Source organism: Streptomyces sp. NPDC048516 (genome assembly GCF_043199875.1).
Classification (GTDB): domain Bacteria; phylum Actinomycetota; class Actinomycetes; order Streptomycetales; family Streptomycetaceae; genus Streptomyces.
In genome coordinates this window covers 462,711-489,385 of the sequence record NZ_JBICWS010000004.1, presented here as the reverse complement: position 1 = coordinate 489,385, position 26,675 = coordinate 462,711, and the positions used below count along the sequence as shown (strand labels likewise).

The following is a 26,675-nucleotide window of genomic DNA, read 5'->3' as shown; positions in this document are numbered from 1 at the left end:
GCCGCCTCACCGGCGAGAACACCATCTCCTGGCGCGACCCCACAGCACAATAAAGACCGCATCACGGGATGAAACAACAGGATGAAACGACCTCTCAGGGGCGCCCCCTCCGCACCGGAGTCCCCGTCACGCCCGGGGCCTCCTCCGTCCGCACTGCCCCTCCATCCGCGCCGCGCTCCATCCGCGCCGCGCCCGGACGTCGTTACTCCTCGCTACTCCCGTTACTCCTCGCCGGCCAGAGTGAGCGCCTTCAGGCGGCGGGCGGCATACCAGGTGGCGGCGACCGTAACGGACACCAACAGGCCGATCGCGAGCGGGAGGTGCACATCAGAGACGATCGCGCCCTCCGCGGCTGCCTTCTGGCCGACCGCCAGCGCCCACTGCTGGACGCTGAGCGTCTTCGCGCCCGGGACGAGCGTGCCGACCAGCGCCTCCCAGACCAGGGCGTAGACCAGGCCGAACACGACGGCGTGCCGGGTGATCGTGCCGAAGAGGAGGAAGAGAGCGCTGTAGACGACCGACGCGATGGCCGCCGCCACGGCGTATCCCACGGCCATCTGCTGGCTGTTGCCGTTGAGGACGAAGCCGGCGAGCAGCACGGGAAGGACGGAGAAGGTGACCGTGACGCCTATCGCGACCAGGAGTTTGGTGAAGATGATCGTCGGCCGGGACACCGGCTTGGCGAGGAGATAGACCACCGAGCCGTCGTCGATCTCCGGGCCGATCGCGCCCGTACCGGCGATGACGCCGATCAGCGGCACCATCGTGCCCAGCGCGAAGCCGCCCAGGATGCTTCCGGCGGTGGAGTCATCGGCGCCGGTCAGCGTACGGACGGCCACCGCGAGCGCCACCAGCAGGGCGGGCAGCGCGAACAGGATCAGGGCCCGGCGCCGGCCGAGCAGGGCCCGGTAGGTGAGCCGGGCAACGGTGGGGTGGAAGAGCGCGGCCTTGGGCGCGCCGGGGGGCGCGGCGGGGGCCGTCGGAGTGGTCGTGGACATGCGTCAGGGCTCCTTTCAGGGCCTCAGGCCGCTACGAGGTAGGAGAAGACGGATTCCAGCGACTCGTCGGAGGGCGAGACCGTCAGAAGGCGGATGCCGTGGTCGCGGGCGACCCGCGGCAGGAGTTCGGTGAAGCGGCCGAAGTCGACCGCCTGGATGCGCAGTGCGCCCTCGGTGAGGTCCACCTCGATGCCGGCCGTCGAGGGGTCGGCGATCAGCGCGCCGGCCAGCGCCCGGTCGTTGTCGGAACGGACCAGATAGCGGTGCGGGCGGTCCGTCATCAGGCGGCGGATCTTGCGGAAGTCACCGGACGCGGCATGCCGTCCGGCCACCACCACCTCGATGTGCGAGGCGAGTTGTTCGACCTCTTCGAGGATGTGCGAGGAGAACAGGACCGTACGGCCCTGGTCGCCCATCCGCCGCAGCAGCTCCATCAGCTGCATCCGCTGACGGGGGTCCATGCCGTTGAACGGCTCGTCGAGCAGCAGCACGGACGGGTCGTGGACCAGCGCGGAAGCCATCTTCACACGCTGCCGCATGCCCTTGCTGTATGTCGAGATCTTGCGGTCCTGGGCGTGCTCCATCTCGACGGTGGCCAGCGCCCTGGCCGCCTCCGTCCGGCCGAGTCCGTGCAACTCCGCGTTGGCGAGGACGAATTCGCGCCCCGTGAGGAAGTCGTACATCGCCTCGCGCTCGGGGACGATGCCGATGTGGCGGTAGATACCGGCGTTGCGCCAGATCGTGGTCCCGTCGAGGGTGACCGATCCGTTGGAGGGCGCGAGGAAGCCGCCCATCATGTTGATGAGCGTGGACTTGCCCGCGCCGTTGGGGCCGAGCAGGCCGGTCACGCCGGGACCGATGGTCATCGTGATGTCGTTGACGGCGACGACGTTGCCGAACCAGCGCGAGACATGGTCGATGGTGAGAGTGCTCATGGGCGCAGCCCATTCCTTAGGAGGGTGGTGGTCGGGCCGGGGATGCCGGCCGGCAGGAGCCGGCGGCAGGGGGCGGTCACAGTCCGGCCTTCCGGTAGCGGCGCATCAGCAGGGCGTAGCAGCCGGCGATGACGGTCAGGGTGACGAGGAGATAGACGAATCCGGCACCGGTCGACGGCGCCACGTCGTTGGGGAAGGAACTGGTGCCGCCGAGGAAGGCCGACTGCACACCGTCGATCAGCGTGATGGGGGAGAACAGCCCCAGCCAGCCGACGGCGGCCTCGTTGCCCTGCAGGAAGGCGATCTGCTGGACGGCGCTCACCGCACCGTACGGAATGGTGAGGACGGCGATCACGGCGGCGACGCCGAAACCACGACGGGGTGTGGCCGCGGAGACGACCAGGCCGATCCCGGCGAACAGCAGCGAGAGCAGCACCACGGCGACCAGTCCTTGTGCCAGCCCCTTGGTCTGGTCGACGAAGTCCAGCTTGGCCAGCAGCGCGCCGACGTAGAGGACCAGCAGCGGGGCGCCGGTGAGGATCAGCAGAGCGCCGGCCATCGCCGCGAACTTCGACGCCACATAGTCGCTGCGCTCGATGGGGCGGGAGAAGTACAGCGGTATGGACTTGAAGCGCAGGTCGCGCGAGACCGACTGCGGGGCCTGGGAGGCCAGATAGAGGCCGATGACGGCCTGGAAGAAGATGGCGTAGCGGGAGTAGTCGACCGGGAGGCTGGCGGCCTTGGTGAACACCGCCACCGCGACCATGATCGCGGCGGGCAGGCACATCACCGCGAAGAGCAGCATCGGCAGCACCTTGCTCTTGGCCGAGCGGCCCAGTCCGTAGGCGCCGCGCAGGCTCTGCGAGAAGAGCGACCGCCGGGCGTAGGCACGGCCCAGACGGGGGCCGTCGTGGTGGCGGTAGCCGATGTTGTGGATGTAGGCGCCGCCCGGCGCGGCGGATGCGGACGTCGCGGACGCGGAAGTCGCGGACGCGGAAGTCGCGGATACGGACGTCGTGGGCTCAGGCGACATCGTGGGCGCCTCCGTCCTGGGTGGCATACGGGGCGCTCGGGGCGCCTGCGGTGGCGGGGGTGTCGTGCGCCGCGTCCGCATCGCGGAAGACCTCGGCGATCCGGTGCCGGCGCTGTTCCATCCGGATCAGGCCGAGCCCGAGTCCGGCGACGGTGTCCCGCACCAGGTCGTAGGTCTCCTCTCCGGCCGCCTCGACGTACAGGAGGTGCCCGGCGGAGGCGAGGCTTTCCGAGTCGGCGGCGCCGGTGGTGACGGTGGCTCCGGCGGCGGCCAGGGCCGCGCGCAGCGCCGCGGCGCCGTCCGGATGGGCGTCGGTGTCCGTGACCTCGACCGCCAGCGAAGCCGTGACCTGTGTGAAGTCATCGGTCGAGGAGGAGCGCAGCAGTGCGCCGCCGTCGATGACGACGACATGATCACAGGTCCGCTCCAGCTCACCGAGGAGGTGGGAGGTCACCAGGACGGAGATCCCGAAGTCGGTGTGAACGCGTCGGATCAGGCCGAGCATCTCGTCCCGCCCGGCCGGGTCGAGGCCGTTGGTGGGCTCGTCGAGGAACACCAGCTGCGGGTCGTGGACCAGCGCCTGGGCCAGCTTCACCCGCTGCTTCATGCCCGTGGAGTAGCCGCCGATGGGGCGGTAACGCTCCTCGTAGAGGCCGACGTGGCGCAGGGTGTCCGCGGTGCGCTCACGGGCGGCGGCCGGTGGCAGTCCGGACATCCGGGCCATGTGCACGACGAACTCGGTGGCCGAGACGTCCGGCGGCAGGCAGTCGTGCTCGGGCATATAGCCGACCCGCTCACGGATGGTGCCGCCGTCCTTGGTCACGTCCAGGCCGAGGACATGCGCGGTCCCTTCGGTCGCCGGGGCCAGTCCGAGAAGGATCTTGATCAGGGTGGACTTGCCGGCACCGTTGGCGCCCACCAGGCCCGTTACGCCGGGGGCGATGTCAAGGGAGAGCCGGTCCAACGCGGTCACCCGCGGGTACCGCTTGCTCAGGCTTTCGGTCACGATCACAGTCACGTCATCGACGGTAGTGGCGCCGGCCACATAGGTCGTCAGACCAGACGGTGGGATGTGCCTCCCCCTGCGGTATTACGTGCCCGTAGGGGTCTCCTGCTCCGAGTGGTCCGGGCATCGGGGTCGCGGCGGTTACCCGGCGGCCCCCTTGACGCGGCCGCCGGCCATTGTCACATTCATCAGTGTCAAGTTACGGGCGCGTACCGCGATGCACCGCTCACGGACGGACGGTTGACGATGACCTCAGTCACCCCGGCGACCTCATCAGGAGCCGGAGAGCTCACCGCCGAGCTCAGGGGGTTCAGAGAGGTCCAGCGGCTCGCGTACGCCTGTGCCGAGGCGGTCGCCGCCCAGCTCAGGCCCGGGGTCACCGAGCGGGAGGCGGCTCGGATGCAGCGCGAGTGGCTGCGCGAGCGCGGGGTGCGGGACTGGTTCCATCTGCCGTTCGCCTGGTTCGGCGACCGCACCGCCTTCGTCAACTTCCGCCTGCCGCTGCAGTTCTTCCCGACCCACCGCGAGCTGGAACCGGGGATGGCCTTCATCCTCGACATGGCGCCGGTGCATCGGGGCTTCACGGCCGACATCGGCTACTCCGGCTGCCTCGGGCTCAACCCCGTGCACGACCGGCTGCTCACCGACCTCGGAGCGCACCGGCAGCTGATCCTGCGCGAGGTGCGCGAGGGGCGCTCGCTGCGGGAGATCTACGAGGACGTCGACCGGCTGATGGTGCGGCAGGGCTACGCCAACCGCCACCGCGCCTACCCCTTCGGCGTCATCGCGCACAAGATCGACCGGGTCCGCCGACGCCGCTGGTCACCCACCCTTTTCGGGTTCGGGGTCCAGTCCCTCAAGGGCCTCGCCTCCGACGCGCTGCACGGCCACCGTGACGGCTGGTCCCCGCTGTGGAGCCCCCACGCCTTCTCCGACCACCCGCCGCAGCCGGGCCTGTGGGCGGTCGAACCCCACCTCGGGTTCCGGGGAACGGGCGCGAAGTTCGAGGAGATCCTGGTGGTCACGGACTCCAAGGACTGGCAGGAAAGGGCCTTTTGGCTGGACGACGATCTGCCGCATGTGCGGCACCGGCAGGAGGAGAGGGCAGCGTGAACACGGGACGTGGTCGGGGAAAGGGACAGGGAGCAGGACAAGGGCCGGGACAAGGTCCGGGGCCGGGACAAGGCCCTGCGCGTGAGCCCGGACAGGGACCCGCGGGGGGTAAGGGACTCGGGCGGCGAGCCGGTCGGAAGCCGCGAACGGGGCGGGGCCGGCAGCCCGGCGGGGCCGGAAACGGTGCAGGGCTCGATGGCACCAAGCTCGACGGCACCGGGCTCGACGGCGCGCGGGAGCGCTGGGTGCGGACCGGTGGCATCGAGCTGTGCGTCGCCGAGCTGGGGGATCCGGCACAGCCCACGGTGATGCTGGTGCACGGCTATCCGGACAGCAAAGAGGTGTGGTCCGAGGTCGCCCGTGGCCTGGCCGACCGGTTCCATGTGGTGCTCTACGACGTCCGGGGCTGCGGCCGGTCCACCGCTCCGCAGCCGCTGCGCGGCGGCTTCACCCTGGAGAAGCTGACGGACGACTTCCTGGCCGTCGCCGACGCCGTCAGCCCCGACCGCCCGGTTCACCTCGTCGGCCACGACTGGGGCTCGGTCCAGGCCTGGGAGTTCGCGACGGTGCGCCGTACGGAGGGCCGGATCGCCTCCTTCACCTCCATGTCGGGCCCGTCCCTGGACCATTTCGGCCACTGGATAAAGAAGCGCATGGCGCGCCCCACGCCCCGGCGGGCCGCCCAGCTCCTCCACCAGAGCGCCAAGTCCTGGTACGTCTACATGCTGCACACGCCCGTGCTGCCCGAGCTGGCGTGGAAGGGCCCGCTCGGAAAGCGCTGGCCACAGATCCTGCAGCGCCTGGAGAAGGTACCGGGCGGTGACTACCCGACCGCTTCACTACCGGCCGATGCCGCCCACGGCGCCTGGCTCTACCGTGACAATGTCCTTCCCCGGCTCCGCCGCCCGCGCAGCGACGCCTATGCGCACTGCCCGGTCCAGCTGATCACCCCGACCGGCGACGCCTTCCTCTCCCAGCGGCTGTACGACGACCTGGAGCAGTGGGCGCCCCAGCTGGTGCGCCGCACCCTCCCGGCCAAGCACTGGGTACCGCGTACCCGCCCCGACCAGCTCGTCTCCTGGATCGGTGCGTTCGTCACCGCCAAGGAAGAGGGGAATCCGGCACAGCAGGTCGTGGCATCCGGCCCGCATGCCGACCGGTTCGGCGGTCAGCTGGTGCTGGTGACCGGCGCGGCCGGCGGCATCGGCCGGGCGACCGCGTTCGCCTTCGCCGAGGCCGGCGCACGGATCATCGCCGTCGACCGGGATGCCGAGGGCGCGGCGCGGACCGCCGAGCTGTCCCGGCTGACCGGTGCGCCGGAGGCCTGGGCGGAGGTCGTCGATGTCTCGGACGAGGCGGCGATGGAGAAGCTTTCCGACAAGGTCGACACCGAGTACGGCACCGTCGACGTCCTGGTGAACAACGCCGGCATCGGCCTGTCCGGCCCCTTCCTGCAGACCGGCGCCGATGACTGGAAGAAGGTGCTGGACGTCAACCTGTGGGGCGTCATCCATGGCTGCCGGATCTTCGGCAGGAAAATGGCGCACCGCGGCCAGGGCGGCCATATCGTCAACATCGCCTCGGCCGCCGCCTTCCAGCCGTCGAGGGTGCTGCCCGCCTACAGCACGTCCAAGGCGGCCGTCCTGATGCTCAGCGAGTGCCTGCGTGCCGAACTGGCCGGTCAGGGCATTGGCGTCTCCGCCATCTGTCCGGGGCTGGTCAACACCGGCATCACCGCAACGGCCCGCTTCACCGGTGTCTCTGCCGATGAGGAGAAGCGCCGCCAGGCCAAGGCCTCGCGGATGTACAGGCTGCGCAACTACCCCCCGGAGAAGGTCGCCGACGCCATTCTGCGTGCGGTGGTCCGCAACCAGGCGGTGGTGCCGGTCACCCCCGAGGCCCGCGGCGCCCATCTGATGTCCCGCTTCACCCCGCGCGCGCTGCGCGCCCTTGCCCGCTTCGAGCCGCGACTGTAGCGCCGGACGCCCGGCCGGCCTTCGCTCGGCCGGGCAGCCTTCGCTCGGCAGGGCCTCCGGCCGAGGTCCCGGCACGTGTCCGAGACCGGGGCTCGACTGCACAGTCCCGGCACTCGGCACGCTTCCGTGGCCGGGGCCAGGGCCGGGGCCGGTCGGGGGCCATGGCCCGGGTGGCAGCACGGGCCGCGCAGGCACGGGCCGCGGCCGCCACCGGCCACGGCGGGCACCGGCCACGGCGGGCACCGGCCACGGCAGACTCGGTGTGCCGGACCGCCCACTCGTAGCGCGCGCCCACTCGTGGCACGCGACTCGTGGCACGCGGCCCGTGGCACGCGGCCCTCTCGTAAGGAGCACCCCAGTGACCCAGCAGCCGCCGACGGGCGAGTACCGCATCGAGGACCTGGCGCACCTCAGCGGCGCCACGGTCCGCACGATTCGCGCCTATCAGGACCGCGGGCTGCTCCCCCGCCCGGAGCGCCGGGGCCGGGCCAATGTCTACGGCGACACCCATCTGGCCCGGCTGCGCCAGATCGCCGGTCTGCTCGACCGCGGATACTCCCTCGCCAGCATCAAGGAACTCCTCCAGGCCTGGCACGCGGGCCTCGACCTCGGCGGGGTCCTGGGCCTGGTCGCCGAGATCGACGGACCGTGGACCGACGAGGAGGCCTCCCGCGTCAGCCGCCCGGACCTGGACGCCGCCTTCGGAGGCTCTTCCGACGAGGAGGCAATCACCGAGGCCGTCGCACTCGGCGTCCTGGAAAGGATCCCCGGCGAGGACGACGCGTTCCTCGTCCCCAGCCCGCAGGAACTCGCGGTCGCCGCCGAACTGCACTCCGCCGGCGTCCCGCTGCTGGCGATCACCGGTCATCTGCGGGAGGTGCGCGTCGAGGTCGAGCACATCGCCTCCCGCTTCCTGGACTTCACCACCGAGCATGTCTTCCAGCCCTTCCTGGACCACCCGCCCACCGAGGCCGAGGCCGCGGAAGCCGCCGCCCTCGTACGCCGGCTGCGCCCCCTGGCCCAGCAGACGATTGACGCCGAACTCGCCCGCGCCATGCGCACCCTGGCCACCCGCTACCTGCGTCATCACCTCAGCGAGGCACTACCGGCAGAGGCACTGGCGTCCGTCGGGGCGCGGGCCCCGGCGCCGTCAGCGGCGACCGGCGCCGGGCGGACGCCCGCGGGGACGCCGCCTTCCGATGCGGGCCACGGAAGCGTGCCCGAACGCGAGGCCATACCCGGGCCCGAGGCCGTGCCCGGACCTCAGGCCCGGCCCGGACCCCGCGACGTGGTCGGACCGCCGTCGGCCGCCCCGACGACCGCACCCGGACCGGTCGCGGGCCCCCCTACCGCGCCCGGCCCCGACGCGCTGCCGGAGACGGTGCTGCTCCCCACCGAAGTCGTGCAGGCGGTGCGGACTCTGGTGGGCGCGGAGCACACGGCCGCCTTCATTGCCGCCGCCGCACACCGGGAGGTGCAGGCCCGCACGATGGACGCCCTGGCGTCGGGCAAAAGCGGGACCGCGCCGAGGGACGGCGCGAGCGGTGCCCACCCGGAGCACCGGACCGGCGCCGGGCACCGGACCGTCAACGAGCTCTAGTCCGGCCTCCACACCGACACCGACACCGACACCGAGCCCGGCCGAACGCGGAGCCCAGCGGAGCCGTACGCAGTCTTGAGTTGTCAAGGATCAGATCGTGTGCGACGCCGACCCCCTCCTTGCGCGCCTCGGTACCTCAACTGACCGGGTCGGGGAGCCAGTTGCCGTGGAAGCCGTACGGCACCCGCTGTGGGAGATGGACCGTGGCGACCGGTTCGGCAGATAGGTCCTCCGCGTCGAGCACGACGAGATCGCTGGTGTCCGTGGAGGCGTCGTAGACATAAGTGATCAGCCAGCCCGGGCCTCCCGGACGGTCGTCCGCCGGGGCGAAGACGGCCTCGGCCGGAGTGCGCCCCGGGCCGAAGTCATGCCGGACGACCGCACCGGTCCGCAGGTCGTAGCGGAGCAGGGCACCGGGTATGGGGCCGCTGCCCGGCAGCTCGCCGGTGGTGGCATGGCCGAAGCGGGCCGGCAGCCCGGCGAGCCGGTCATCCACCCTGGGGAACTCGCAGTGCCGGTCGTCGAGTTGCTCCTCGGCGACCGTGCCCGTGGTGAGGTCGATGGTCCAGCGCCAGAGGTGGGCCGGGGTCGTGCCGCCGAATTCGGCGTAGCGGGATACATGCAGAACGATCCGCTGGTCTCCCTCGTCGTGGGCATTCAGGGCGTGGAAGACATAGCAAGGGTCGATGGGCAGCCAGCGGACCTCGCCATAGGGGTCGTCACGTCGCAGTATGCCGAGCCGGGCGCCGTACTCCGGGTCCCAGCGGAACGGCATGCCGGGGTGGCTGCGGTCGAAGACGACCGGGAGGTCCATGAAGATGACGTGGCCGGCGGTCAGATGGAAGTCGTGCATCATCGTGCGCCCCGGAACATCGATGGGGCGGCTGATCACCAACTCCCCTGACGCGTCGGCACGGTGGTAGGTGAGATAGGGCGGGGTGGGGCCGCCGTATCCGAAGAAGTGCAGCTCGCCGGTGGTGGGACAGGTTTTGGGATGGGCCGTCATGGCGGTGGTGAGCCGGCCCCCGAAGTCATGGGCGCCCAGAGTCTCCAGTTCATGGCCGGAACGGCAGTCGATCTCGTAGGGCAAGGACGACTCGACGAGCGCGAGCGTGCGTCCGGCATGCCGGACGATATGGGTGTTGGCCACGCCCGCCGCCAGATTGCGGCGGCCCTGCGCGTCCACCGTGGGTTCGCCTTCGAAGGTGGCGGTGCGGACCCAGCGGTTGCGGTAGGAGACGGCCCGGCCGCCCTCCAGGCGCAGACCGTGGACCATGCCGTCGCCGAAGAACCAGTGTGCGGTGGCGGCATCCCGCGGGTTGGGGCCGTTGCGCAGGAACCAGCCGGTGAGCCCGGGCGGGATCGTGCCGGTGACCGGGAGGTCGTAGGCGGTCACTTCGTCCTTCACCGGGGCGAAGTTGCCGGCCATGTGGGGTGCGGGGGCGTGTGATGCGGTTGCGGTGGTCGGGGGTGTGGTGGTCATACGGCCAGCCCTCCTTGGGCGTCGGCCCGCACGCCGGAGTTCTCCATGAAGCGGGCACGGGCCCGCTCCGGGTAGGCGGCGGTGAAGCGGATGGGAAGGACGAATCCGGCGATCTGAATGGCGATCGAGACGATGACGTTCCAGGCGTGGAGGGAGGCGACGGTCTGGGCGATCGCAGTGAGAGTGAAGGACAGCGCCCACGCGGCCGTGAGTACGACGTTGATGCGGCGGAACAGCGGGGTATGCCAGACCTCGGGCGGGGCCATCCGGCGCGCGATCCCCATCGTGAAGGGCCGTCGCACGGCGATCGACACCCAGGCGATGAGCGCCAGCCAGCCCTGCGACAAGGCGCTGCCGTACATCTTGAGTCCGCTGTCGGGACGGACGAAGGCCAGCACACTGAGGCCCGCGAAGAACAGGATCGTGCCGTACTCCAGCAGCCGGTAGTCGAGCGAAAGACCCGCGGCACGGTCGGCGATGAGCAGCGCCACGGCTATCAGCAGGCCGGCGAGCGCCCCCCACTGCCAGCCGGCGGAGGCCACCCCCGCAAAGACCAGCCACGGAATGAAGCTCCGCAGGTAGTTCATGATTCCCCCTCTTCCTGCACGGTCGCGCCTCAACACCGGGACGAGTCGCCGCACTTGGCACACATTCCAATCTCGACATGTCGAATGTAGAACCTCCACCTTTGACATGTCAACAGTGGAAGGTAAAGTGCCGGTCATGAGCCTGAGACATGCAGTGCTGGGCCTGCTGGCCGAAGCGCCGGCGAGCGGGTACGACCTGATGAAGCTGTTCAACGCCTCGCTGTCGAGCGTCTGGCCGGCCACACAGAGTCAGGTGTACGGCGAGCTCACCAAGCTCACCACCGCCGGACTCGTCGAGATCGCCGCCCACGGCCCCCGCGGCCGCAAGGAGTACGCGATCACCGAGGACGGCCTGGCGGAGCTGCGCCGCTGGCTCACCGACGTCGAACCCGGCGGCCCCCCTCGCGATGACGGCCTGTTGCGCGTCTTCTTCCTCGGCATCGTGACGCCCCTCGAGGCACAGACCTTTCTCCTGCATCAGGCCGAACGCGCCGCTCGTACCCGTGCCACGCTCGAGCACATCGAGGAGACCGCCGAGTGGGACGAGGAGATGATTTCGGTCTACGGACGGATCGCGCTGGAGTACGGACTGCGGATGTCGGCGACCCAGGAGGAATGGGCCCGCTGGGCAGCCGATGAGGTGACCAGCGCAAAGGCGAAAAGGGCCAGCGAACTCGCAAGGAAGCAGCACGAGAAAGGCCACCGGAAGGAAGGCCTGGAGAAGGAGAGCCGGCAGAGCGAAGCGGGATAGCGCGAAGCGAGATAGCGCGAAGGCAGGCAGAACGCCCCGGGCGGCGCCCCACCGCCTCCCCGTTCCACAATTCAGGTGCCGCCGCATGCCGCGCGCGGCACCCTGGAGACATGGACAACCAGCGCTCGGTGCGCATCTCGAAGTACCTGGCGAAACATCTGCGCCATGAACCGGAGCGAATCGGCATCACCCTCGACGCCCAGGGCTGGGTGCCCGTGGAAGAGCTCATTTCAGCGGCCGCACGACATGGATTCCGCTTTTCCCGGGGGGAGTTGGCGGCAGTGGTCGCCGACAACGACAAGCAGCGCTACGCCATGGAGAACGACCGGATCCGTGCCCAGCAAGGCCACTCGGTGCAGGTCGACCTCGATCTGCCGCCGGCCGAACCACCCGCGCAGCTCTTCCACGGCACGGTGGCCCGCAATGTGGCCGCCATCCGGGAGGAGGGACTGCGGCCGATGTCGCGGCATGCCGTCCATCTCTCGCCCGACCGCGAAACCGCGACGCGGGTGGGAGCACGGCGCGGCAAGCCCGTGGTCCTGACCGTGGACGCGGGGGCGATGCACCGCGCCGGCCATGTCTTCCGGGTCAGCGCGAACGGCGTCTGGCTCACCAGCCGGGTACCGGCCCCGTTCCTGCGTTTCCCCGGCTGAACCATCGGTCCCGTAGGACAGCGCCGAAAACGGTGTGCCCAGACGGCCGGGCCGGGCCCACCGCCCTGTCTCCCCCCCACCGCACCCCGTCCCGCCAGTCCGCTCCCTCAGAGGCCCGGCGCCCCCCACACGGGGAACCACCGCGCCAGATCCTGCTCGATGGTCAGGTCGTCCGCGAGCATCGCCCGCACCTCCAGTTCGAGCGGGTTGTCGCGCTTCTCGCCGCCGCCCTCCTTGGGGGAGAAGGGGTAGAACGTGCCGCGCTTGTAGAGGTAGACGAGCGCCAGCGACCGCTGCCGTTCATCACGGAAGCCGACCAGCGAACACAGCAACTGCGGGCCGAACCCCGCCTCCTCCAGCGAGGTATTGACCGCGTGCAGGTCGTTGACCAGGCCCGCTACGTCCTCGGGCGGATGCCGCGCGAGCAGCCAGGTGTAGCCGTACGCGTCCTGCGTGAACTCCACCGAACCGTCCAGCAGGGACCGGGCCTCCTCCTGGATGCGGGCGAACGTCCCGCCCTCGACGCTGGCGAAACACACCGACCCCAGGCCGGTGGGTTCGAACCCGGCCGCGGCCTGAAGGGTGACCGCGGCGGACGGCAGCGCGAAGAGCTGGTCGAGATCGGGGCGTACGGGTTTGCTGCGGCCGAGGATGGCGTCAAGAAATCCCATGCGTGACGTACTCCTTGTTCGATCCCTCCGGCCCCGCTGCGCCGGTCATCACATCCAGCCCCACTGCGCCGGTCGTCGCCTCTGCGTCGGTCATCCCATCCGTCCCGGCCACGCCGCTCATCACGCCCGCCCCAGCTGCGCCGAGATCTTGGCCAGTTGGTCCAGCCGCTGTTCCAGCGTCGGGTGCGAGGACAGCAGCCGGCTGAAGCTCTCCTTGTTGAACGCCGGGGCGAAGTAGAAGGCGTTGAACGGCTGGGCCTTACGCAGATCCTCGGTCGGGATCCTCGCGATCTGGCCGGTGACCTTGGTCAGCGCGGCGGCCAGCGCCGAGGGCCGGCCGGTCAGCAGTGCGGCGGCCCGGTCGGCGGACAGCTCACGGTAACGGGACAGCAGCCGGGTCAGCAGGAAGCTGATCGCGTAGACGACCACGCTCACGGCGGTGACGATGAGCACCGCGATGGCCGCGTTCTGGTCCCGGTTGTTGCGCCCGATGCCGCTCCACAGGGCGGCGCGGGTGATGATCCCGGCCAGCACGCCGAGGAACGAGGCGATGGTCATCACCGCGACATCGCGGTGCGCGACATGCGAGAGCTCGTGGGCCAGCACCCCCTCCAGCTCCTCCGGCTCCAGCCGCCTGAGCAGCCCGGTGGTGGCACACACCAGGGAGTTCTTCTGACCGCGGCCGGTGGCGAAGGCATTCGGCACATCCGACTCGGCGATCGCCACCCGCGGCTTGGGCATATCGGCCAGCGCACACAGCCGGTCGACGGCGCCGTGCAGCTCGGGCGCCTGCTCCGGTGTGACCTCACGCGCGCCCATGCTGAACGCCGCGATCCGGTCACTGAACCAGAACTGCGCGATGAACAGGGCGCCCGCGATCAGCAGCACCACCACCCACGCGCCCTTGAGCAGCACCACCAGCACGCCGACGACCACGACGTACAGCAGCCCGATGAAGAACATCGTGGTGACCATGCGTGTGGTCAGCCCGTGGTCCGGGGCGAATCGGGTCTGTGCCATAGCTCCTCCGAAAGCACCGCAGTTCGCGCAGTGGGCCGACCGCTCGCGTGCCGTCCGCGCACCGCGCACCGCGGGACGCACACCGCGCCCAGCTGCCCCAATTCTCCCTCTTCGGAGCTATATGCGGGGTAAAGCCCAGGCCAGGGGAGTGCCGGGCGCGTCTGGCTGTGGGCTGTGGGCTGTGGGCTGTGGGTTGTCGGACACCTTCGATGCCGGTGCTGTCGGGGCGCTTCCGTGCCGGGGGTAGGCGGGCACCTCCATGTAGGGGCACCCGGCGCGCCGGGGCTGTCGGTGCTGCCGGGACTGTCAGTGCTCCCGGTGCTGCCGGGGCTCCCGGTGCTGCCAGGGCTCCCGGTGCTGCCGGGGCTCCCGGTGCTGCCAGGGCTCCCGGTGCTGCCGGAAAGTCCTGTGGCCACGGAGACGCCTCCGGAGCCCTGCCTACCGGGCGGCCAGCTGTCCCAGCCCCTCCGTCGCGATCCGTTCGAAGACCGCGACGTCGGCCTCGAAGACCGAATCGGCGATCGGCCAGTGGAGGACCAGCTCGTCGATGCCGAGCTCGGCATGGCGTCCGGCGAAGTCGACAAAGGCGTCCACGGAGTCCAGCGGACGGTCCGGGGTGAAGCCGGTCAGCATGACCTTCCGCAGGTCGGCGAGGTCCCGGCCCTGATCGGCGCAGGCCTTGCCCAGCCGCTCTATCTGTCCGCGGATCGCCGCACGCGACTCGTCCGGCGTACCGCCCCCGTTGGAGACCTTGGGGTCCCCCGTCGTCACCCAGGCCTGGCCGTACTGGGCGGCCAGCTTCAGCCCGCGCGGACCGGTGGCCGCCACCGCGAACGGCAGCCGCGGCCGCTGCACACAGCCGGGGATGTTGCGGACCTCGTGCGCGGAGTAGTGGTCGCCGGCGTAGGAGACGACATCCTGGGACAGCAGCCGGTCCAGCAGCGCGACGAACTCGGCGAAGCGGTCGGCCCGCTCCCGCGGCTCCCAGGGGTCCTGGCCGAGCGCGGTGGCGTCGAAGCCGTTGCCACCGGCGCCGATGCCCAGGGTGATCCGGCCGTCGCTGATGTCGTCGAGCGAGATCAGTTCCTTGGCGAGGGTGACCGGGTGCCGGAAGTTCGGCGAGGTGACGAGGGTGCCCAGCCGCAGACGGGAGGTCGCGGCCGCGGCTGCGGTCAGCGTCGGAAGGGCGCCGAACCAAGCCTGGTCGCGGAAGCTCCGCCACGAGAGGTGGTCGTAGGTGTACGCGGCGTGGAAGCCCAGTTCCTCGGCGCGCTGCCATGCCTCCCGTCCGCCTTCGGACCAGCGGCGGACGGGGAGTATCACGGTGCTCAGTCGCATACCCCCGAGCCTACGGCCGTCCGCGCGGTGCGAACGATTCGCCTCGGTGCCATGGACGGGCTCCGCCGCGTCCCGCCTCGGTCCCATGGACGGGCTCCGCCACGTTGCCTCAATGCCATGGCCGGGCTCCGCCCGTCACCTCGGCCCCGTGGACGGGCTCCACCACCGCCCGGTCCTTACGCCATCCGCCCGGGCGCCACGGGCTCCTGCGCACAACCCACCGCACCCCTGTGCGCGGCGGTACGGGAAGATGTCCCCGTGACTGATGCCCCCGCCACACCACCACGGGCGCCCGGAACGGCCGTTGCGCCCCGGCTGATCGCCACCGATCTCGACGGCACGCTGCTGCACGACGACAAGACGGTCTCCGACCGGACCATCGCCGCGCTGGCCGCCGCGGAGCGGGCCGGCATCGAGGTGTTCTTCGTCACCGGACGTCCGGCCCGCTGGATGGGCGTGGTCAGCGACCATGTGCACGGTCACGGCCTGGCGATCTGCGCGAACGGCGCGGCCGTCGTCGATCTGCACCGCGGCGGCCGGATCGTCGAGGTCAGCCCCCTGGAGCGCACCGTCGCGCTCGAAGTCGTGGACGCGCTGCGCAGTGGCGCGCCCGGCACCTCGTTCGCGGTCGAGCGCACCGGCGGCATCCACTACGAGCCGCAGTACCCGCCGCTCCTCCTGGACCCGGCCGCGGTCGTCGCGCCGGCCGAGAAGCTGCTGGCCGAGGACTTCGTCTCGACGCTGTGTCCGCACCCCGCGGATCACGACGAGCCCCAGAGGCCGGGCGGCCCCTCAGGTAGCGCGCCTTTCGGAAGCGCCCCCTCTGGTGACACCACCGGTCCCGCCGGTCCCGCCGGTCCCGCCGTTCCCATCGGTCTCACCGGACCCACCGGACCCACAAGCCCCGCTTTCCCCGAGCAGCCCGTGATCAAGCTGCTGGCGCACCACCCCGAGCTGGACCCCGACGCGTTCCTCACGCTGGCCCGCACGACCGCCGGTGATCTCGCGTCCTTCACCCGGTCCAGCCCCACCGCCCTCCTGGAGATCAGCGGTCCCGGTGTCAGCAAGGCCGGCACCCTCGCCCGCTGCTGTGCGGAGCGCGGCATCTCCCCGCAGGAAGTGGTCGCTTTCGGGGACATGCCGAACGACATAGAGATGCTGACCTGGGCCGGCACCTCGTACGCCATGGCCAACGCCCACCCCGACGTGCTGGCCGCCACGACGGGCCGTACCGCGTCCAACAACGACGACGGCGTCGCGGCCGTCATCGAGCGGATCCTGCGCGACGGCCTCCCAAGGGACGGCCGGTAGCACCACGGGGGCCGGCCCCGCCTGCCCCCCGCCTGCCCCGTCTGGCCTCACTCGGCCCCGCCCGCCCCCTGCACCCGCGCCGCCCTGCCCTCACAGCGGCGCCTCCCACCTCAGCGTCGTCCCCGTACCGGCCTCGCCGAGCCCGGGGCCGTAGGCGCTGGAGCCGCCCAGCGACTCCGCGCGCTTGGCGAGGTTCTTGAGGCCGCTGCGGCGACCGCCGCCCGAGATGCCGATGCCGTCGTCGGCGACGGTCAGGCGGACGCCGTCGGCACCGTCCGGGAGTCGGATCGTGGCGTCGACGACGACCTCGATCCGGGAGGCCTGGGCGTGGCGGAAGGCGTTCGACAGCGCCTCGCGCAGCGCGGCAATCAGGTTTTTGCCGGTCAGCTCGCCGACCCGGGAGTCGACCGGGCCGATGAAGCCGGCCGACGGCTGGAAGCCGAGTGGTACGGCGGCGGTGCCGATTTCGCGCAGGACCCGGGTCCGCAGCCCGGACGGCGCCTCGGCCGGCCCCTGTTGCAGGGCGAAGATCGCGGTTCTGATCTCCTGGATGGTGACGTCCAGCTCGTCGACGGCCTTGCCGACGCCCTGTGTCACCTCGGGCACGACGGATCTGCGCTGTGCGCTCTCCAGGATCATGCCCGTCGCGAAAAGCCGTTGGATAACGAGATCGTGCAGGTCACGGGCGATCCGGTCGCGGTCCTCATAGACGGCGAGCCGCTCACGGTCACGCTGGGCGTCCGCCAGCACCAGCGCCAGTGCGGCCTGCGCTGCGAACTGGGTGGCCAGCGTCCGCTCGGCGGCGGTGAACGGGCGGGCGCCCCTGGCCCGCGGGGTCGCAAGGGTGCCGAGCACCCGTCCGCCACTTTTGAGCGGCAGCATCATGCTGGGTCCGAAGCGGGCCGCGATATCAGTGATCATCCGTGGATCGGTGGCCGAATCGTGCACGAACACGGGCTCCCCGGTGAGGAGTTGTTCGACCACCGGGCTGTGGGGCGGAATCTGCGTCCCCATGATGCCGGTGGGATCGTCGGCCGACACCGCGACGATCTCCAGACCGCCCTCCTCATCGGGCAGCAGCACAATGCCGGCCGCCGACTCCGCCAGCTTGCGGGCCTGCTCGGCGACCACCGCGAGCGCATCGTCGACATCGCTGCCGGCGAGGAGTTCGGTGGTCACCGCCACGGAGCCGTCGATCCACCGCTCCCGCTGCGCGGTTGCCTCATGCAGCCGGGCGTTGCCGATCGCGATACCGGCCTCGGTGGCCAGCACCCGCACCATGTGCAGGTCTTCCTCGCTGAACTCCCGGCCCGCGCGCTTCTCGGTCAGATAGAGGTTGCCGAAGATCTCGCCCTGGACGCGGATCGGCACCCCGAGAAACGTCCGCATCGGCGGGTGCCCGGCCGGGAAGCCCGCAGAGCGGGAGTCCGTCGTGAGGTCGGCGAGGCGCAGTGGCTTGGGATCATGGATGAGCGCCCCGAGCAGGCCCTTGTGGCCGTCGGGCAGCGCGCCGATCCGTTCGTGCTGCTCCCTGGTCACCCCGTATGTCACAAAGTCCGACAGCCCCTCGCGGGCGTCGTCGATGATCCCGATCGCGGCGTAGCGGGCGTCGGCCAGCTCGGCGGCCGTCTCCACGATCCGGTCCAGGGTGATGTGCAGATCGAGACCCGCGCCGACCGAGCGCATCGCTTCCAGCAGCTGCGGCACCCGGGCGGTCAGCTCGGACGACAGCCCCTGCAGACTGCGGGTCGCCTCGGTGGCGGCCTCCATGGGGTCGGGCGCCGGGTTCGCACCGTCGCTCCCGTGGGCCCCGGGGTCCGCGTCCGCCGGGTCCGCGGGGCCCGCGGGGCCCGCGGGTGGGGGTTCTGCCGTGGCTGCCATGCCATGAGCCTAATAAGGGCTGTTTTCCGGGGAAAGTCCGGTTATGCGCGGCGCTCGGGCGCGAAGGGGGACGGGCCCGGGGCAGGGCGGGATGGGCCCGGTACAGGGCGGGACGAGCCCCGGCGCGCGCCCGGGGCGGTACGCCGTCCCGGGCCACCGGCAACGCGTCGCCTCACCCACCGGCAACGTGCCGCCCCACACACCGGCAGCGCGTCGTCCTACGCCACCGGCTGCGCCGCCCCGTACGCCGTATCCACCGCCCGCTCGCGCTCCAGCATCCGCCGGAACGGGCCGTCGGCCGCCGCCAGCTCCGCGTACGGCCCGCACTGCGCGGCCCGCCCCTGATCCAGAACCAGCACCTCGTCGACCTCCTCGAGACCGGTGAGCCGGTGGGTGATCAGGACCGTCGTACGGCCCTCGGTCGCGGCCAGCAGATCGGCGGTCAGCGCATCGGCGGTGGCCAGATCCAGGTGCTCGGCGGGCTCGTCCAGAACGAGCACCGGGAAGTCCGCGAGCAGCGCACGCGCGAGGGCCAGGCGCTGCCGCTGGCCACCGGACAGCCGGGCGCCGTGCTCCCCGATCATGGTGTCCAGGCCGTCGGGCAGCCCCCGCACCCAGTCCGCGAGCCGCGCCCGCCCGAGCGCGTCCCACAGGTCCCGGTCGGCATCGCCCGAGGCGTCGCGCCGGCCCCTACGGGCGAGCTTGAGGTTCTCCCGCAGCGAGCTGTCGAAGAGGTGCGCGTCCTGCGCACACAGCCCCACCAGCCGCCGGACCGCGTCACCGTCCAGCGTCCGGGCCTCCGTTCCGCCCAGCAGGTACGTCCCCGACTCCCGGTCCACAAAGCGCAGCAGCACCTGCGCCAGGGTGGTCTTCCCGGAACCGGACGGGCCGACGACGGCGAGCCGGCGGCCGGCGGACAAGGTGAAGCCCACCCCGTCCAGCGCCGGGCGGTCCGCTCCCGGGTGGCGCGCGGTGAGATCCCCTATGACCAGCGGGAACGGCGTCTCAGGAGGATCAGCCGGCGCGGCCGGCTCCTGCACCGGAACCGGCGCGTCCAGCACCTCGAAGACCCGCTCGGCGGCGTGCCGGGTGCGCCGGCGGTACTGCACGGCGAGCGGCAGCCCGGCCACCGCCTCGAAGGCGGCGAGCGGGGTGAGCACGACCACGGCCAGTGCCACGCCCGACAGGCGTCCCGCGTGGACGGCCTGGACGCCGGCCACCGCCGCCGCGGCGACCGTCAGTCCGCACAGCAGCGCCGACAGCCCGGCGCCGGTCCCGGACACGGTGGCCGACCGGGAGGCGATCCGGGTCAGCTCCCGGTCGGCGCCCCGCACCGCCTCCGTACGGGCGGGGAGGGCACCGGCCACCGTCAACTCGGCGGTACCGGTGAGCACATCGACGACACGGGTCGCGAGCCGCCCGCGCGCGGGCGCCAGTTGACGCTCCGCCCGCCGGGCCAGCGCACCCGAGAGCATCGGCACGCCCACGCCCGCGAGCAGCAGTCCGGCGGCGAGCAGCGCACCGGCCTCCGGCAACAGCCAGCCGGTGAAACCGACCGCGCCCGCGCCGACCAGCACCGCCGCCCCTACCGGAAGCAGCCAGCGCAGGAAGTAGTCCTGTGCCGCATCGACATCGGCCACCAGCCGCGACAGCAGATCGCCGCGGCTGCGCTCCTTGAGCCCGGCCGGTGCCAGACGTTCCAGCCGCCGGAAGACGGCGACACGTGCCTCGGCGAGCATCCGGAAGACCGCGTCATGGGCGACCAGCCGCTCGGCGTACCGGAAGACCGCACGGCCGATGCCGAACGCCCTGGTGGCGGTGACCGCGACCATCAGATACAGCACCGGAGGCTGCTGCGCCGCCCGCGAGATCAGCCATCCCGAGGTCGCCATCAGACCCACCGCGCTGCCCAGCGCCAGGCTCCCCAGCAGCAGCGCCAGGGCGAATCGCGCCCGATGGGACCGGGCCGTCCGCCGCAGCCGGGTGAGCGCCGAGCCCCGGGCGAGGCCGGGGAGGGAGGCGGGCCCGGTGTCCTCCTCGGGATCCGGCTCCCCGGCCGCCGCCTCGGCGGGGCCCCGGTCCGTTTCAGCCGGTTCGACGACCGGCTCCTGGCCCGACCGGCCCGTCTGGCCCGACTGGCCCGACCGGCCCGCAGTCGCCCCCACGACCGCACCGACCCGCGCCCCCGCGCCCAGCGGCTCCGCCGCGCCCTCCGCGCCGTCCGCGCCGTCCGCGCCGTCCGCATCCAGAGGATCGACCGTATCCGCGGGACGCACCGCCCCCGGCAACCGCACCACCCGGTCCGCCACCGCCAGCAACGCCGGCCGGTGGACGACGAGCAGGACCGTACGGCCGACGGCGAGCCGGCCGATCGCAGTCACCATGGCCTCCTCGGTCGCGCCGTCGAGGTTGGCCGTGGGCTCGTCCAGGAGCAGGATCGGGCGGTCGGCGAGGAAGGCTCGGGCGAGCGCGAGGCGCTGGCGCTGACCGGCCGAGAGTCCGGCACCGGACTCGCCGAGCCGGGTCGCCGTGCCGTCCGGGAGCGCGTCGATGAAATCCAGCGCGCCCGCCTCGCTCAGGGCGGTACGCACCGCGGCGTCATCCGCGTCCGGCCTCGCCAGCCGTACGTTCTCGGCGATGGTGCCGGCAAACAGATGCGGGTGCTGCGGCACCCAAGCGATCCGCTGCCGCCAGCTCTCGGGGGAGAGCGACGCGATGTCCCGGCCGTCGACGAGGGCCCGGCCCCCGTGCGGTTCGGTGAAGCCGAGCAGCACGCTCAGCAGGGTGGACTTGCCGGCGCCGGATGGGCCGACCAGTGCGACGGTCTCGCCGGGCCGGACCTTGAACGACGTCGCCGGAAGCGAGTCGGCGGTCCGCCCGGGGTGGCGCACCACCAGCTCTTCCACCGTCAGTGCGGTGCCCTCGGGCGCGGGTGCGGTGCCGGCCGGGCGCAGCGCAGTCTCCAGCACCGCGAAGATCTCCTCCGCGGCCGAAAGCCCCTCGGCCGCGGCGTGGTACTGCGCACCGACCTGCCGCAGCGGCAGATACGCCTCGGGCGCCAGCACCAGCACCATCAGGCCGGTGTAGAGGTCGAGCTCACCGTGCACCAGCCGCATACCGATGCCGACCGCGACCAGCGCGACGGAGAGGGTGGCGAGGAGTTCGAGCGCGAAGGAGGAGAGAAAAGCGATCCGCAGGGTGCGCATCGTCGCCCGGCGGTATGCGCCCGTGATGGCCCGGATGGAAGCGGCCTGGGCCTTGGCCCGGCCGAAGACCTTGAGGGTCGGCAGGCCCTCGACGACATCGAGGAAGTGGCCCGACAGCCGGGCGAGCAGCCGCCACTGGCGGTCCATCCGCGCCTGGGTGGCCCAGCCGATCAGGATCATGAACAGCGGGATCAGCGGGAGGGTGAGGACGATGGTGAGCGCCGATATCCAGTCACCGGTGACGATCCGGGCCAGCACGGCGAGGGGGACGACGACCGCCAGCCCCAACTGCGGCAGATAGCGGGCGAAGTAGTCGTCCAGTGCGTCGATGCCGCGGGTGGCGAGGGTGGTGAGTTCACCGGTTCGCATCTCCAGGGTGCCGGTGCCGTCGGGCGCGCCCGCGTCGGCCGCCCCGGGGCCGTACGGAGCCGTGGCCGGCGCGCCGCCGTCCGCGCGCCCGATCACCGCGCCGGGCCCCAGCCGCGCCGCCCGCTCGATCAGCCGCATGCGCAGCTCGGACTTGACCGCCGCGCCGGCGCGGTGCGCGGCCAGCTCGGTGAGCCAGGAGACCAGACCGCGCCCGACGGAGACCGCGGCGAGCAGCGCCAGCGGTGTGGCCAGGGCGCCGGTATCGAGATGGTGCTGGAACGCCCCGACGACGATCTCGGCGATCAGCATCGCCTGGCCGATGACCAGGCCCGCTCCGGCAAGCCCGAGCACCACCACCGCGACCAGGAAGCCGCGGGTGGCGTGGGCGTAGCGGAGCAGACGCGGGTCGACCGGTTTCACGTGAAACATCCGTCCTGCTGGGGCCGCCCCGGAAGGGCGGCCGCTCAGCTAGTGGGCATCGGCGATGTGCTGGGTGCCGATGCGCTTGCGGAACACCCAGTACGTCCACCCTTGGTAGAGCATCACCAGTGGCGTGGCGAAACCGGCGCACCACGTGATGATCTTCAAGGTGTAGGGGCTGGACGAGGCGTTGCTGACCGTGAGGCTCCAGCTCTCGTTCAGCGTCGAGGGCATGACGTTCGGGAAGAGCGTCAGGAACAGCATCGCGACCGCGGCCACGACCGTGATGCCGGAGAAGGCGAACGCCCAGCCCTCACGCCCGAGCTTGTTGGCCCCCAGCGCCGCTACCAGCGCGACCACCGCGACGATCATGACGATCAGGCTGGTGCCGTCGCCCTTGGCGGCCTGGGTCCAGCCCAGGAAGCCGGTCACCGGCACCAGGGTGAGCGCTCCGAGGACGGCCGCCATCCTGCGTGCCCGCTCCCGGATGTCGCCCGTCGTCTTGAGCGAGGCGAACACCGCACCGTGGAAGGTGAACAGGGTCAGCGTGAGCAGCCCGCCCAGAATCGCGTACGGGTTCAGCAGGTCGAGAACGCTCCCCACATATTCCTTGTGAGCGTCGATCTTGACGCCGTGCACCAGGTTGCCGAACAGGACGCCCCAGAGCACCGCGGGCAGCAGCGAGGCCCAGAAAATCGCGTTCTCCCAGTTCCGCTGCCAGCGCTCTTCGGTCCGCTTGTGGCGGTATTCGAAGGCGACCCCGCGCACGATCAGGCACACCAGGATCAGCAGCAGCGGCAGATAGAACCCGGAGAAGAGGGTGGCGTACCAGTCGGGGAAGGCGGCGAAGGTCGCAGCGGCCGCGCTGATCAGCCAGACCTCGTTGCCGTCCCAGACCGGGCCGATGGTGTTGATCAGTACGCGCTTCTCCTGCCGGTCGCGGGCGAGGAGCTTGGTGTGGATACCGATCCCGAAGTCGAACCCTTCGAGGAAGAAGTACCCGGTCCAGAGGACGGCGATAAGAACGAACCAGACGTCGTGGAGTTGCACAGTCGCCTCCTAGTACGAGAAGGCCATCGGCCGGTCGGCGTCCGTGCTGTCGCCGCCGATCTTGGTGGGCGGGTTGAGGTCGGAGTCGGTGAGCTCCTGCGGTCCGGCCTTGATGTACTTCACCAGCAGCTTGACCTCGACCACCGCGAGGATCGCGTAGAGCGCGGTGAAGACGATCATCGAGGTCAGCACCTCCCCCTGCGAGACGCCCGGGGAGACCGCGTCCGAGGTGCGCAGCAAGCCGTAGACGGCCCAGGGCTGGCGGCCCATCTCGGTGAAGATCCAGCCCCACGAGTTCGCGATGAGCGGGAAGCCGAGGGTGACAAAGGCGAGCGACCAGTACCACTTGCTCAGACGGGCACCGAGCACCTTGTTCTTGGTGAGCGCGAGATGCGGTGGCTCCTCGTCCCCCGTCCGCAGCCCCGGAGCCAGCCAGAACTTCTTACGGGTGAGCCAGAGCCCGGCGAGCCCGATGGCGAAGGACGACATGCCGAAGCCGATCATCCAGCGGAAGCCCCAGTAGGCGACCGGGATGTTGGGCCGGTAGTCGCCGGGCCCGAACTTCTGCTGCTCGGACTTGTTGACGTCGTTGATGCCGGGGACCGGCGAGCTGAAGTCGTTGTGCGCGAGGAAGGAAAGCAGCCCGGGTATCTCGATCGCGACCGTGTTGTGTCCCTTTTCGACATCGCCGTAGGCGAAGACCGAGAACGGTGCCGGTTCTTCCTTGTCCCACAGCGCCTCGGCCGCAGCCATCTTCATGGGCTGCTGCTTGAACATGACCTTGCCGAGCGAGTCACCGCTGACCGCGGTGAGGATGCCCGAGATGACCAGCGTGATCAGCCCGAGCCGCAGCGACGTCCGCATGACCTTGATGTGCTTCTTGCGCATCAGGTGGAAGGCGGCGATACCGACCATGAACGCGGCGCCGGTAAGGAAGGCCGCGGTCAGCGTGTGGAAGGCGACGACCAGGGTGGTGTCCTGGGTCAGCACCTTCCAGAAGTCCGTCAGCTCGGCACGGCCGTTCGCGGCGTTGTACTTGTAGCCGACCGGGTGCTGCATCCAGGAGTTCGCCGCGAGGATGAAGTACGCCGACAGGATCGTGCCGATCGAGACCATCCACATGCAGAAGCAGTGGATCTTCTTCGGCAGCTTGTCCCAGCCGAAGATCCACAAGCCGATGAAGGTCGACTCGAAGAAGAACGCGATCAGCGCCTCGAAGGCCAGCGGGGCACCGAAGACGTCCCCGACGAACCGCGAGTAGGCGGACCAGTTCATACCGAACTGGAACTCCTGGACGATGCCGGTGACGACACCCATCGCGATATTGATCAGAAACAGCTTGCCCCAGAACTTGGTGGCCTTGAGGTACTTCTCCTTGCCCGTCCGTACCCATGCGGTCTCGAGTCCGGCCACCAGAGCGGCGAGGGAGATCGTCAAGGGGACGAACAGGAAGTGGTAGACGGTGGTGATGCCGAATTGCCATCGCGCCAGAGTCTCTGGCGCCAACGCCAGTTCCATGCCGTGCTCCTTACGTCGCCGTTGCACTACGGCAATGCCCTGTATGCGCCACATAAAATGGCCCATACGGGACGCGCTTGTGAACGCGTTCACATTCACAAGCAATTATCTCCTACGGGTCTCAGTCACTTCTGCCGGGGGGTACGTGACCGCGGTCACGCCTGAGCGGCGGGCGCCACCACGCCCTCCACCTGCCACGACCCGGGCCGCACCGACGGCGGGGCGGCGCACCCCGGCACCCGTCCGCAGCGGCGAGAAAGCCCGCATCACGCACGAGGCCGCAGGTCAGCAGACCCACGGCCTCGGCACTCGTTCGACGACGGGTTACAGCGCCTTGCGGAACTCCTCCGCGGCCTCCAGGAACAGGTCCATCGCCGGGCCCTCGCCGATCGTCACCCGTACGCCCTCGCCGGCGAACGGCCGCACGACCACACCGGCCCGCTCGCAGGCCGCCGCGAAGTCGGTCGTGCGGTCCCCCAGCCGCAGCCAGACGAAATTCGCCTGTGATTCGGGGACCGTCCAGCCCTGCCTCAGCAGCCCGTCCACCACCCGCGCCCGCTCGGCCACCAGCGCATCGACCCGCTCCAGCAGCGCCGCCTCGCTGCGCAGCGACGCCACGGCCGCCTCCTGCGCCAGCTGGCTCACCCCGAACGGCACCGCCGTCTTGCGCAGCGCCGCGGCCACCGGCTCATGGGCCACCGCAAAGCCGACCCGCAGCCCCGCCAGGCCGTACGCCTTGGAGAAGGTGCGCAGCACACACACATTGGGGCGGTCGCGGTAGAGCTCGATGCCATCCGGCACCTGGGGATCGCGCACGAATTCGCAGTACGCCTCGTCCAGCACCACCAGCACATCGCTCGGCACCCGGTCCAGGAAGGACTCCAGCTCCGCGCGGCGGACGACGGTACCGGTGGGGTTGTTGGGGTTGCAGACAAAGATCAACCGGGTCCGGTCGGTGATCGCGGCGAACATGGCGTCCAGGTCGTGCACCTCACCGGAGGTCAGCGGAATCTGCACGGAGGTGGCGCCGGAGACCTGGGTGACGATCGGGTAGGCCTCGAACGACCGCCAGGCGTAGATCACTTCATCGCCGGGACCGGCCGTCGACTGGACCAGCTGCTGTGCCACCCCGACCGATCCGGTGCCGGTCGCCAGATGCTCCAGGGGCACCGAGAACCGCTCGGACAGCTCCGCCATCAGGCCCGTGCAGGCCATGTCCGGGTAGCGGTTGAAGGCACCGGCAGCGGTCACCGCGCTCTCCAGGACGCCCGGCAGCGGCGGATAGGGGTTCTCGTTGGAGGACAGCTTGTACGTGACGGGGCCGCCGGCCGCCGCCGGCCGGCCCGGCTTGTAGGTGGGGATGCCGTCCAGCGCAGCACGCAGCTTCGGGGTCTTCTCGCTCACCGCAGGGTCCTCCTCGACCGTCCTGCCTCTTCTCCAATACTGCACACCTTATGAGGATTGACCCGTTCGGCGGCAGCCCCCGCCCCGCCGCCGAGCTCGGCCGCACCCCTCGGCCAGGCGCGGGGTAGCCCCGCGCGGAGCCTCCAGGGGGCGCCGTCCGGTTCGGCGTGCGCCGGTGGCTCACTCCGTGGCGCGCGTCCCCCGTCAAGGTGACTTGAGGCCGCTTCGAGACCTGAACCGATCGACAGGCAAACGCACCACATCTCCGCCGAAATGATCATCTATCGCGCCAACTTCCTTTGCTTTCATGAGAATTGAGCGCTTCCGGCCATGCAGAAACGTACCTCTGCAC

The 26,675-nt window shown here is 70.8% G+C and carries 20 protein-coding genes; 6 read left to right on the top strand and 14 right to left on the bottom strand.

What is annotated here, in order from left to right:
• Nucleotides 1–221: 221 nt before the first annotated feature.
• The 4 genes from ACGFR7_RS11770 to ACGFR7_RS11755 all read right to left on the bottom strand — a co-directional run bounded on the left by ACGFR7_RS11770 (nt 222) and on the right by ACGFR7_RS11755 (nt 4,011).
• Nucleotides 222–998 carry an ABC transporter permease subunit gene (locus ACGFR7_RS11770; protein ID WP_393316504.1) on the bottom strand — a complete coding sequence of 259 codons (777 nt, stop codon included), beginning with the start codon at nt 996–998 and terminating at the stop codon, nt 222–224.
• Between the two features lie 23 nt (nt 999–1,021).
• Nucleotides 1,022–1,933 (bottom strand): ABC transporter ATP-binding protein, encoded by a 912-nt coding sequence (locus ACGFR7_RS11765; RefSeq protein WP_393316502.1) that lies wholly within the window; start codon nt 1,931–1,933, stop codon nt 1,022–1,024.
• A gap of 76 nt (nt 1,934–2,009) precedes the next feature.
• Entirely contained in the window at nt 2,010–2,966 is a 957-nt protein-coding gene (locus ACGFR7_RS11760; RefSeq protein WP_393316499.1) for an ABC transporter permease, read from the bottom strand.
• Nucleotides 2,956–4,011: an ABC transporter ATP-binding protein gene (locus tag ACGFR7_RS11755; protein ID WP_393316496.1), complete on the bottom strand. Its 1,056-nt coding sequence runs from the start codon at nt 4,009–4,011 to the stop codon at nt 2,956–2,958. Before ACGFR7_RS11755 ends, ACGFR7_RS11760 begins: the two co-directional genes overlap by 11 nt.
• 207 nt (nt 4,012–4,218) lie before the next feature.
• Between ACGFR7_RS11755 and ACGFR7_RS11750 the strand changes: the two genes are divergently transcribed.
• From ACGFR7_RS11750 to ACGFR7_RS11740, 3 genes are all read left to right on the top strand, one after another.
• Nucleotides 4,219–5,085 (top strand): M24 family metallopeptidase, encoded by an 867-nt coding sequence (locus ACGFR7_RS11750; protein WP_393316494.1) that lies wholly within the window; start codon nt 4,219–4,221, stop codon nt 5,083–5,085.
• Between the two features lie 245 nt (nt 5,086–5,330).
• On the top strand, nt 5,331–7,061 hold the full coding sequence (locus tag ACGFR7_RS11745) for an SDR family oxidoreductase (RefSeq protein WP_393316491.1): 1,731 nt from the start codon (nt 5,331–5,333) through the stop codon (nt 7,059–7,061).
• A 358-nt stretch (nt 7,062–7,419) separates the two neighbouring features.
• On the top strand, nt 7,420–8,661 hold the full coding sequence (locus ACGFR7_RS11740; protein ID WP_393316489.1) for a MerR family transcriptional regulator: 1,242 nt from the start codon (nt 7,420–7,422) through the stop codon (nt 8,659–8,661).
• A gap of 136 nt (nt 8,662–8,797) precedes the next feature.
• On the opposite strand, the gene ACGFR7_RS11735 is transcribed toward ACGFR7_RS11740, so the two are convergent.
• Together ACGFR7_RS11735 and ACGFR7_RS11730 are read right to left on the bottom strand one after the other, a co-directional pair.
• The gene (locus ACGFR7_RS11735; RefSeq protein WP_393316486.1) at nt 8,798–10,144 is read right to left on the bottom strand and encodes a carotenoid oxygenase family protein; all 1,347 of its coding nucleotides are present in this window, start codon (nt 10,142–10,144) and stop codon (nt 8,798–8,800) included.
• Complete coding sequence (locus tag ACGFR7_RS11730; protein ID WP_393316483.1) at nt 10,141–10,731, bottom strand: hypothetical protein; 591 nt, start codon at nt 10,729–10,731, stop codon at nt 10,141–10,143. The genes ACGFR7_RS11735 and ACGFR7_RS11730 overlap by 4 nt, the downstream gene beginning before the upstream one ends.
• A gap of 136 nt (nt 10,732–10,867) precedes the next feature.
• On the opposite strand from ACGFR7_RS11730, the gene ACGFR7_RS11725 reads away from it, so the two are divergent.
• Nucleotides 10,868–11,482 carry a PadR family transcriptional regulator gene (locus tag ACGFR7_RS11725; RefSeq protein ID WP_393316480.1) on the top strand — a complete coding sequence of 205 codons (615 nt, stop codon included), beginning with the start codon at nt 10,868–10,870 and terminating at the stop codon, nt 11,480–11,482.
• 110 nt (nt 11,483–11,592) lie between these two features.
• Nucleotides 11,593–12,135, top strand: coding sequence for an RNA 2'-phosphotransferase (locus ACGFR7_RS11720; protein ID WP_393316478.1), 543 nt, complete (start codon nt 11,593–11,595; stop codon nt 12,133–12,135).
• Nucleotides 12,136–12,242: 107 nt separating this feature from the next.
• Here ACGFR7_RS11720 and ACGFR7_RS11715 read toward each other — a convergent pair whose 3' ends face one another.
• The 3 genes from ACGFR7_RS11715 to ACGFR7_RS11705 all read right to left on the bottom strand — a co-directional run bounded on the left by ACGFR7_RS11715 (nt 12,243) and on the right by ACGFR7_RS11705 (nt 15,164).
• Nucleotides 12,243–12,806 carry a hypothetical protein gene (locus tag ACGFR7_RS11715; protein ID WP_393316475.1) on the bottom strand — a complete coding sequence of 188 codons (564 nt, stop codon included), beginning with the start codon at nt 12,804–12,806 and terminating at the stop codon, nt 12,243–12,245.
• Between the two features lie 120 nt (nt 12,807–12,926).
• Entirely contained in the window at nt 12,927–13,826 is a 900-nt protein-coding gene (htpX, locus tag ACGFR7_RS11710) for a zinc metalloprotease HtpX (RefSeq protein WP_393316472.1), read from the bottom strand.
• A 438-nt stretch (nt 13,827–14,264) separates the two neighbouring features.
• Nucleotides 14,265–15,164, bottom strand: a complete 900-nt coding sequence (locus tag ACGFR7_RS11705; RefSeq protein ID WP_393316469.1) for an LLM class flavin-dependent oxidoreductase — start codon at nt 15,162–15,164, stop codon at nt 14,265–14,267.
• A gap of 258 nt (nt 15,165–15,422) precedes the next feature.
• On the opposite strand from ACGFR7_RS11705, the gene ACGFR7_RS11700 reads away from it, so the two are divergent.
• Entirely contained in the window at nt 15,423–16,475 is a 1,053-nt protein-coding gene (locus tag ACGFR7_RS11700) for an HAD family hydrolase (protein WP_393316466.1), read from the top strand.
• A gap of 90 nt (nt 16,476–16,565) precedes the next feature.
• Here ACGFR7_RS11700 and ACGFR7_RS11695 read toward each other — a convergent pair whose 3' ends face one another.
• The 5 genes from ACGFR7_RS11695 to hisC form a co-directional block, all read right to left on the bottom strand.
• Nucleotides 16,566–18,245, bottom strand: a complete 1,680-nt coding sequence (locus tag ACGFR7_RS11695) for a GAF domain-containing protein (RefSeq protein ID WP_393316553.1) — start codon at nt 18,243–18,245, stop codon at nt 16,566–16,568.
• A gap of 329 nt (nt 18,246–18,574) precedes the next feature.
• Nucleotides 18,575–22,360 (bottom strand): thiol reductant ABC exporter subunit CydD, encoded by a 3,786-nt coding sequence (gene cydD, locus ACGFR7_RS11690; protein WP_393316464.1) that lies wholly within the window; start codon nt 22,358–22,360, stop codon nt 18,575–18,577.
• Between the two features lie 39 nt (nt 22,361–22,399).
• Entirely contained in the window at nt 22,400–23,401 is a 1,002-nt protein-coding gene (gene cydB / locus ACGFR7_RS11685; RefSeq protein ID WP_393316461.1) for a cytochrome d ubiquinol oxidase subunit II, read from the bottom strand.
• A gap of 9 nt (nt 23,402–23,410) precedes the next feature.
• A complete protein-coding gene (locus tag ACGFR7_RS11680; protein ID WP_393316459.1) occupies nt 23,411–24,919 on the bottom strand; it encodes a cytochrome ubiquinol oxidase subunit I in 1,509 nt (502 codons plus the stop codon).
• A 324-nt stretch (nt 24,920–25,243) separates the two neighbouring features.
• Nucleotides 25,244–26,323 carry a histidinol-phosphate transaminase gene (gene hisC / locus ACGFR7_RS11675; RefSeq protein ID WP_393316456.1) on the bottom strand — a complete coding sequence of 360 codons (1,080 nt, stop codon included), beginning with the start codon at nt 26,321–26,323 and terminating at the stop codon, nt 25,244–25,246.
• Nucleotides 26,324–26,675: the final 352 nt, after the last annotated feature.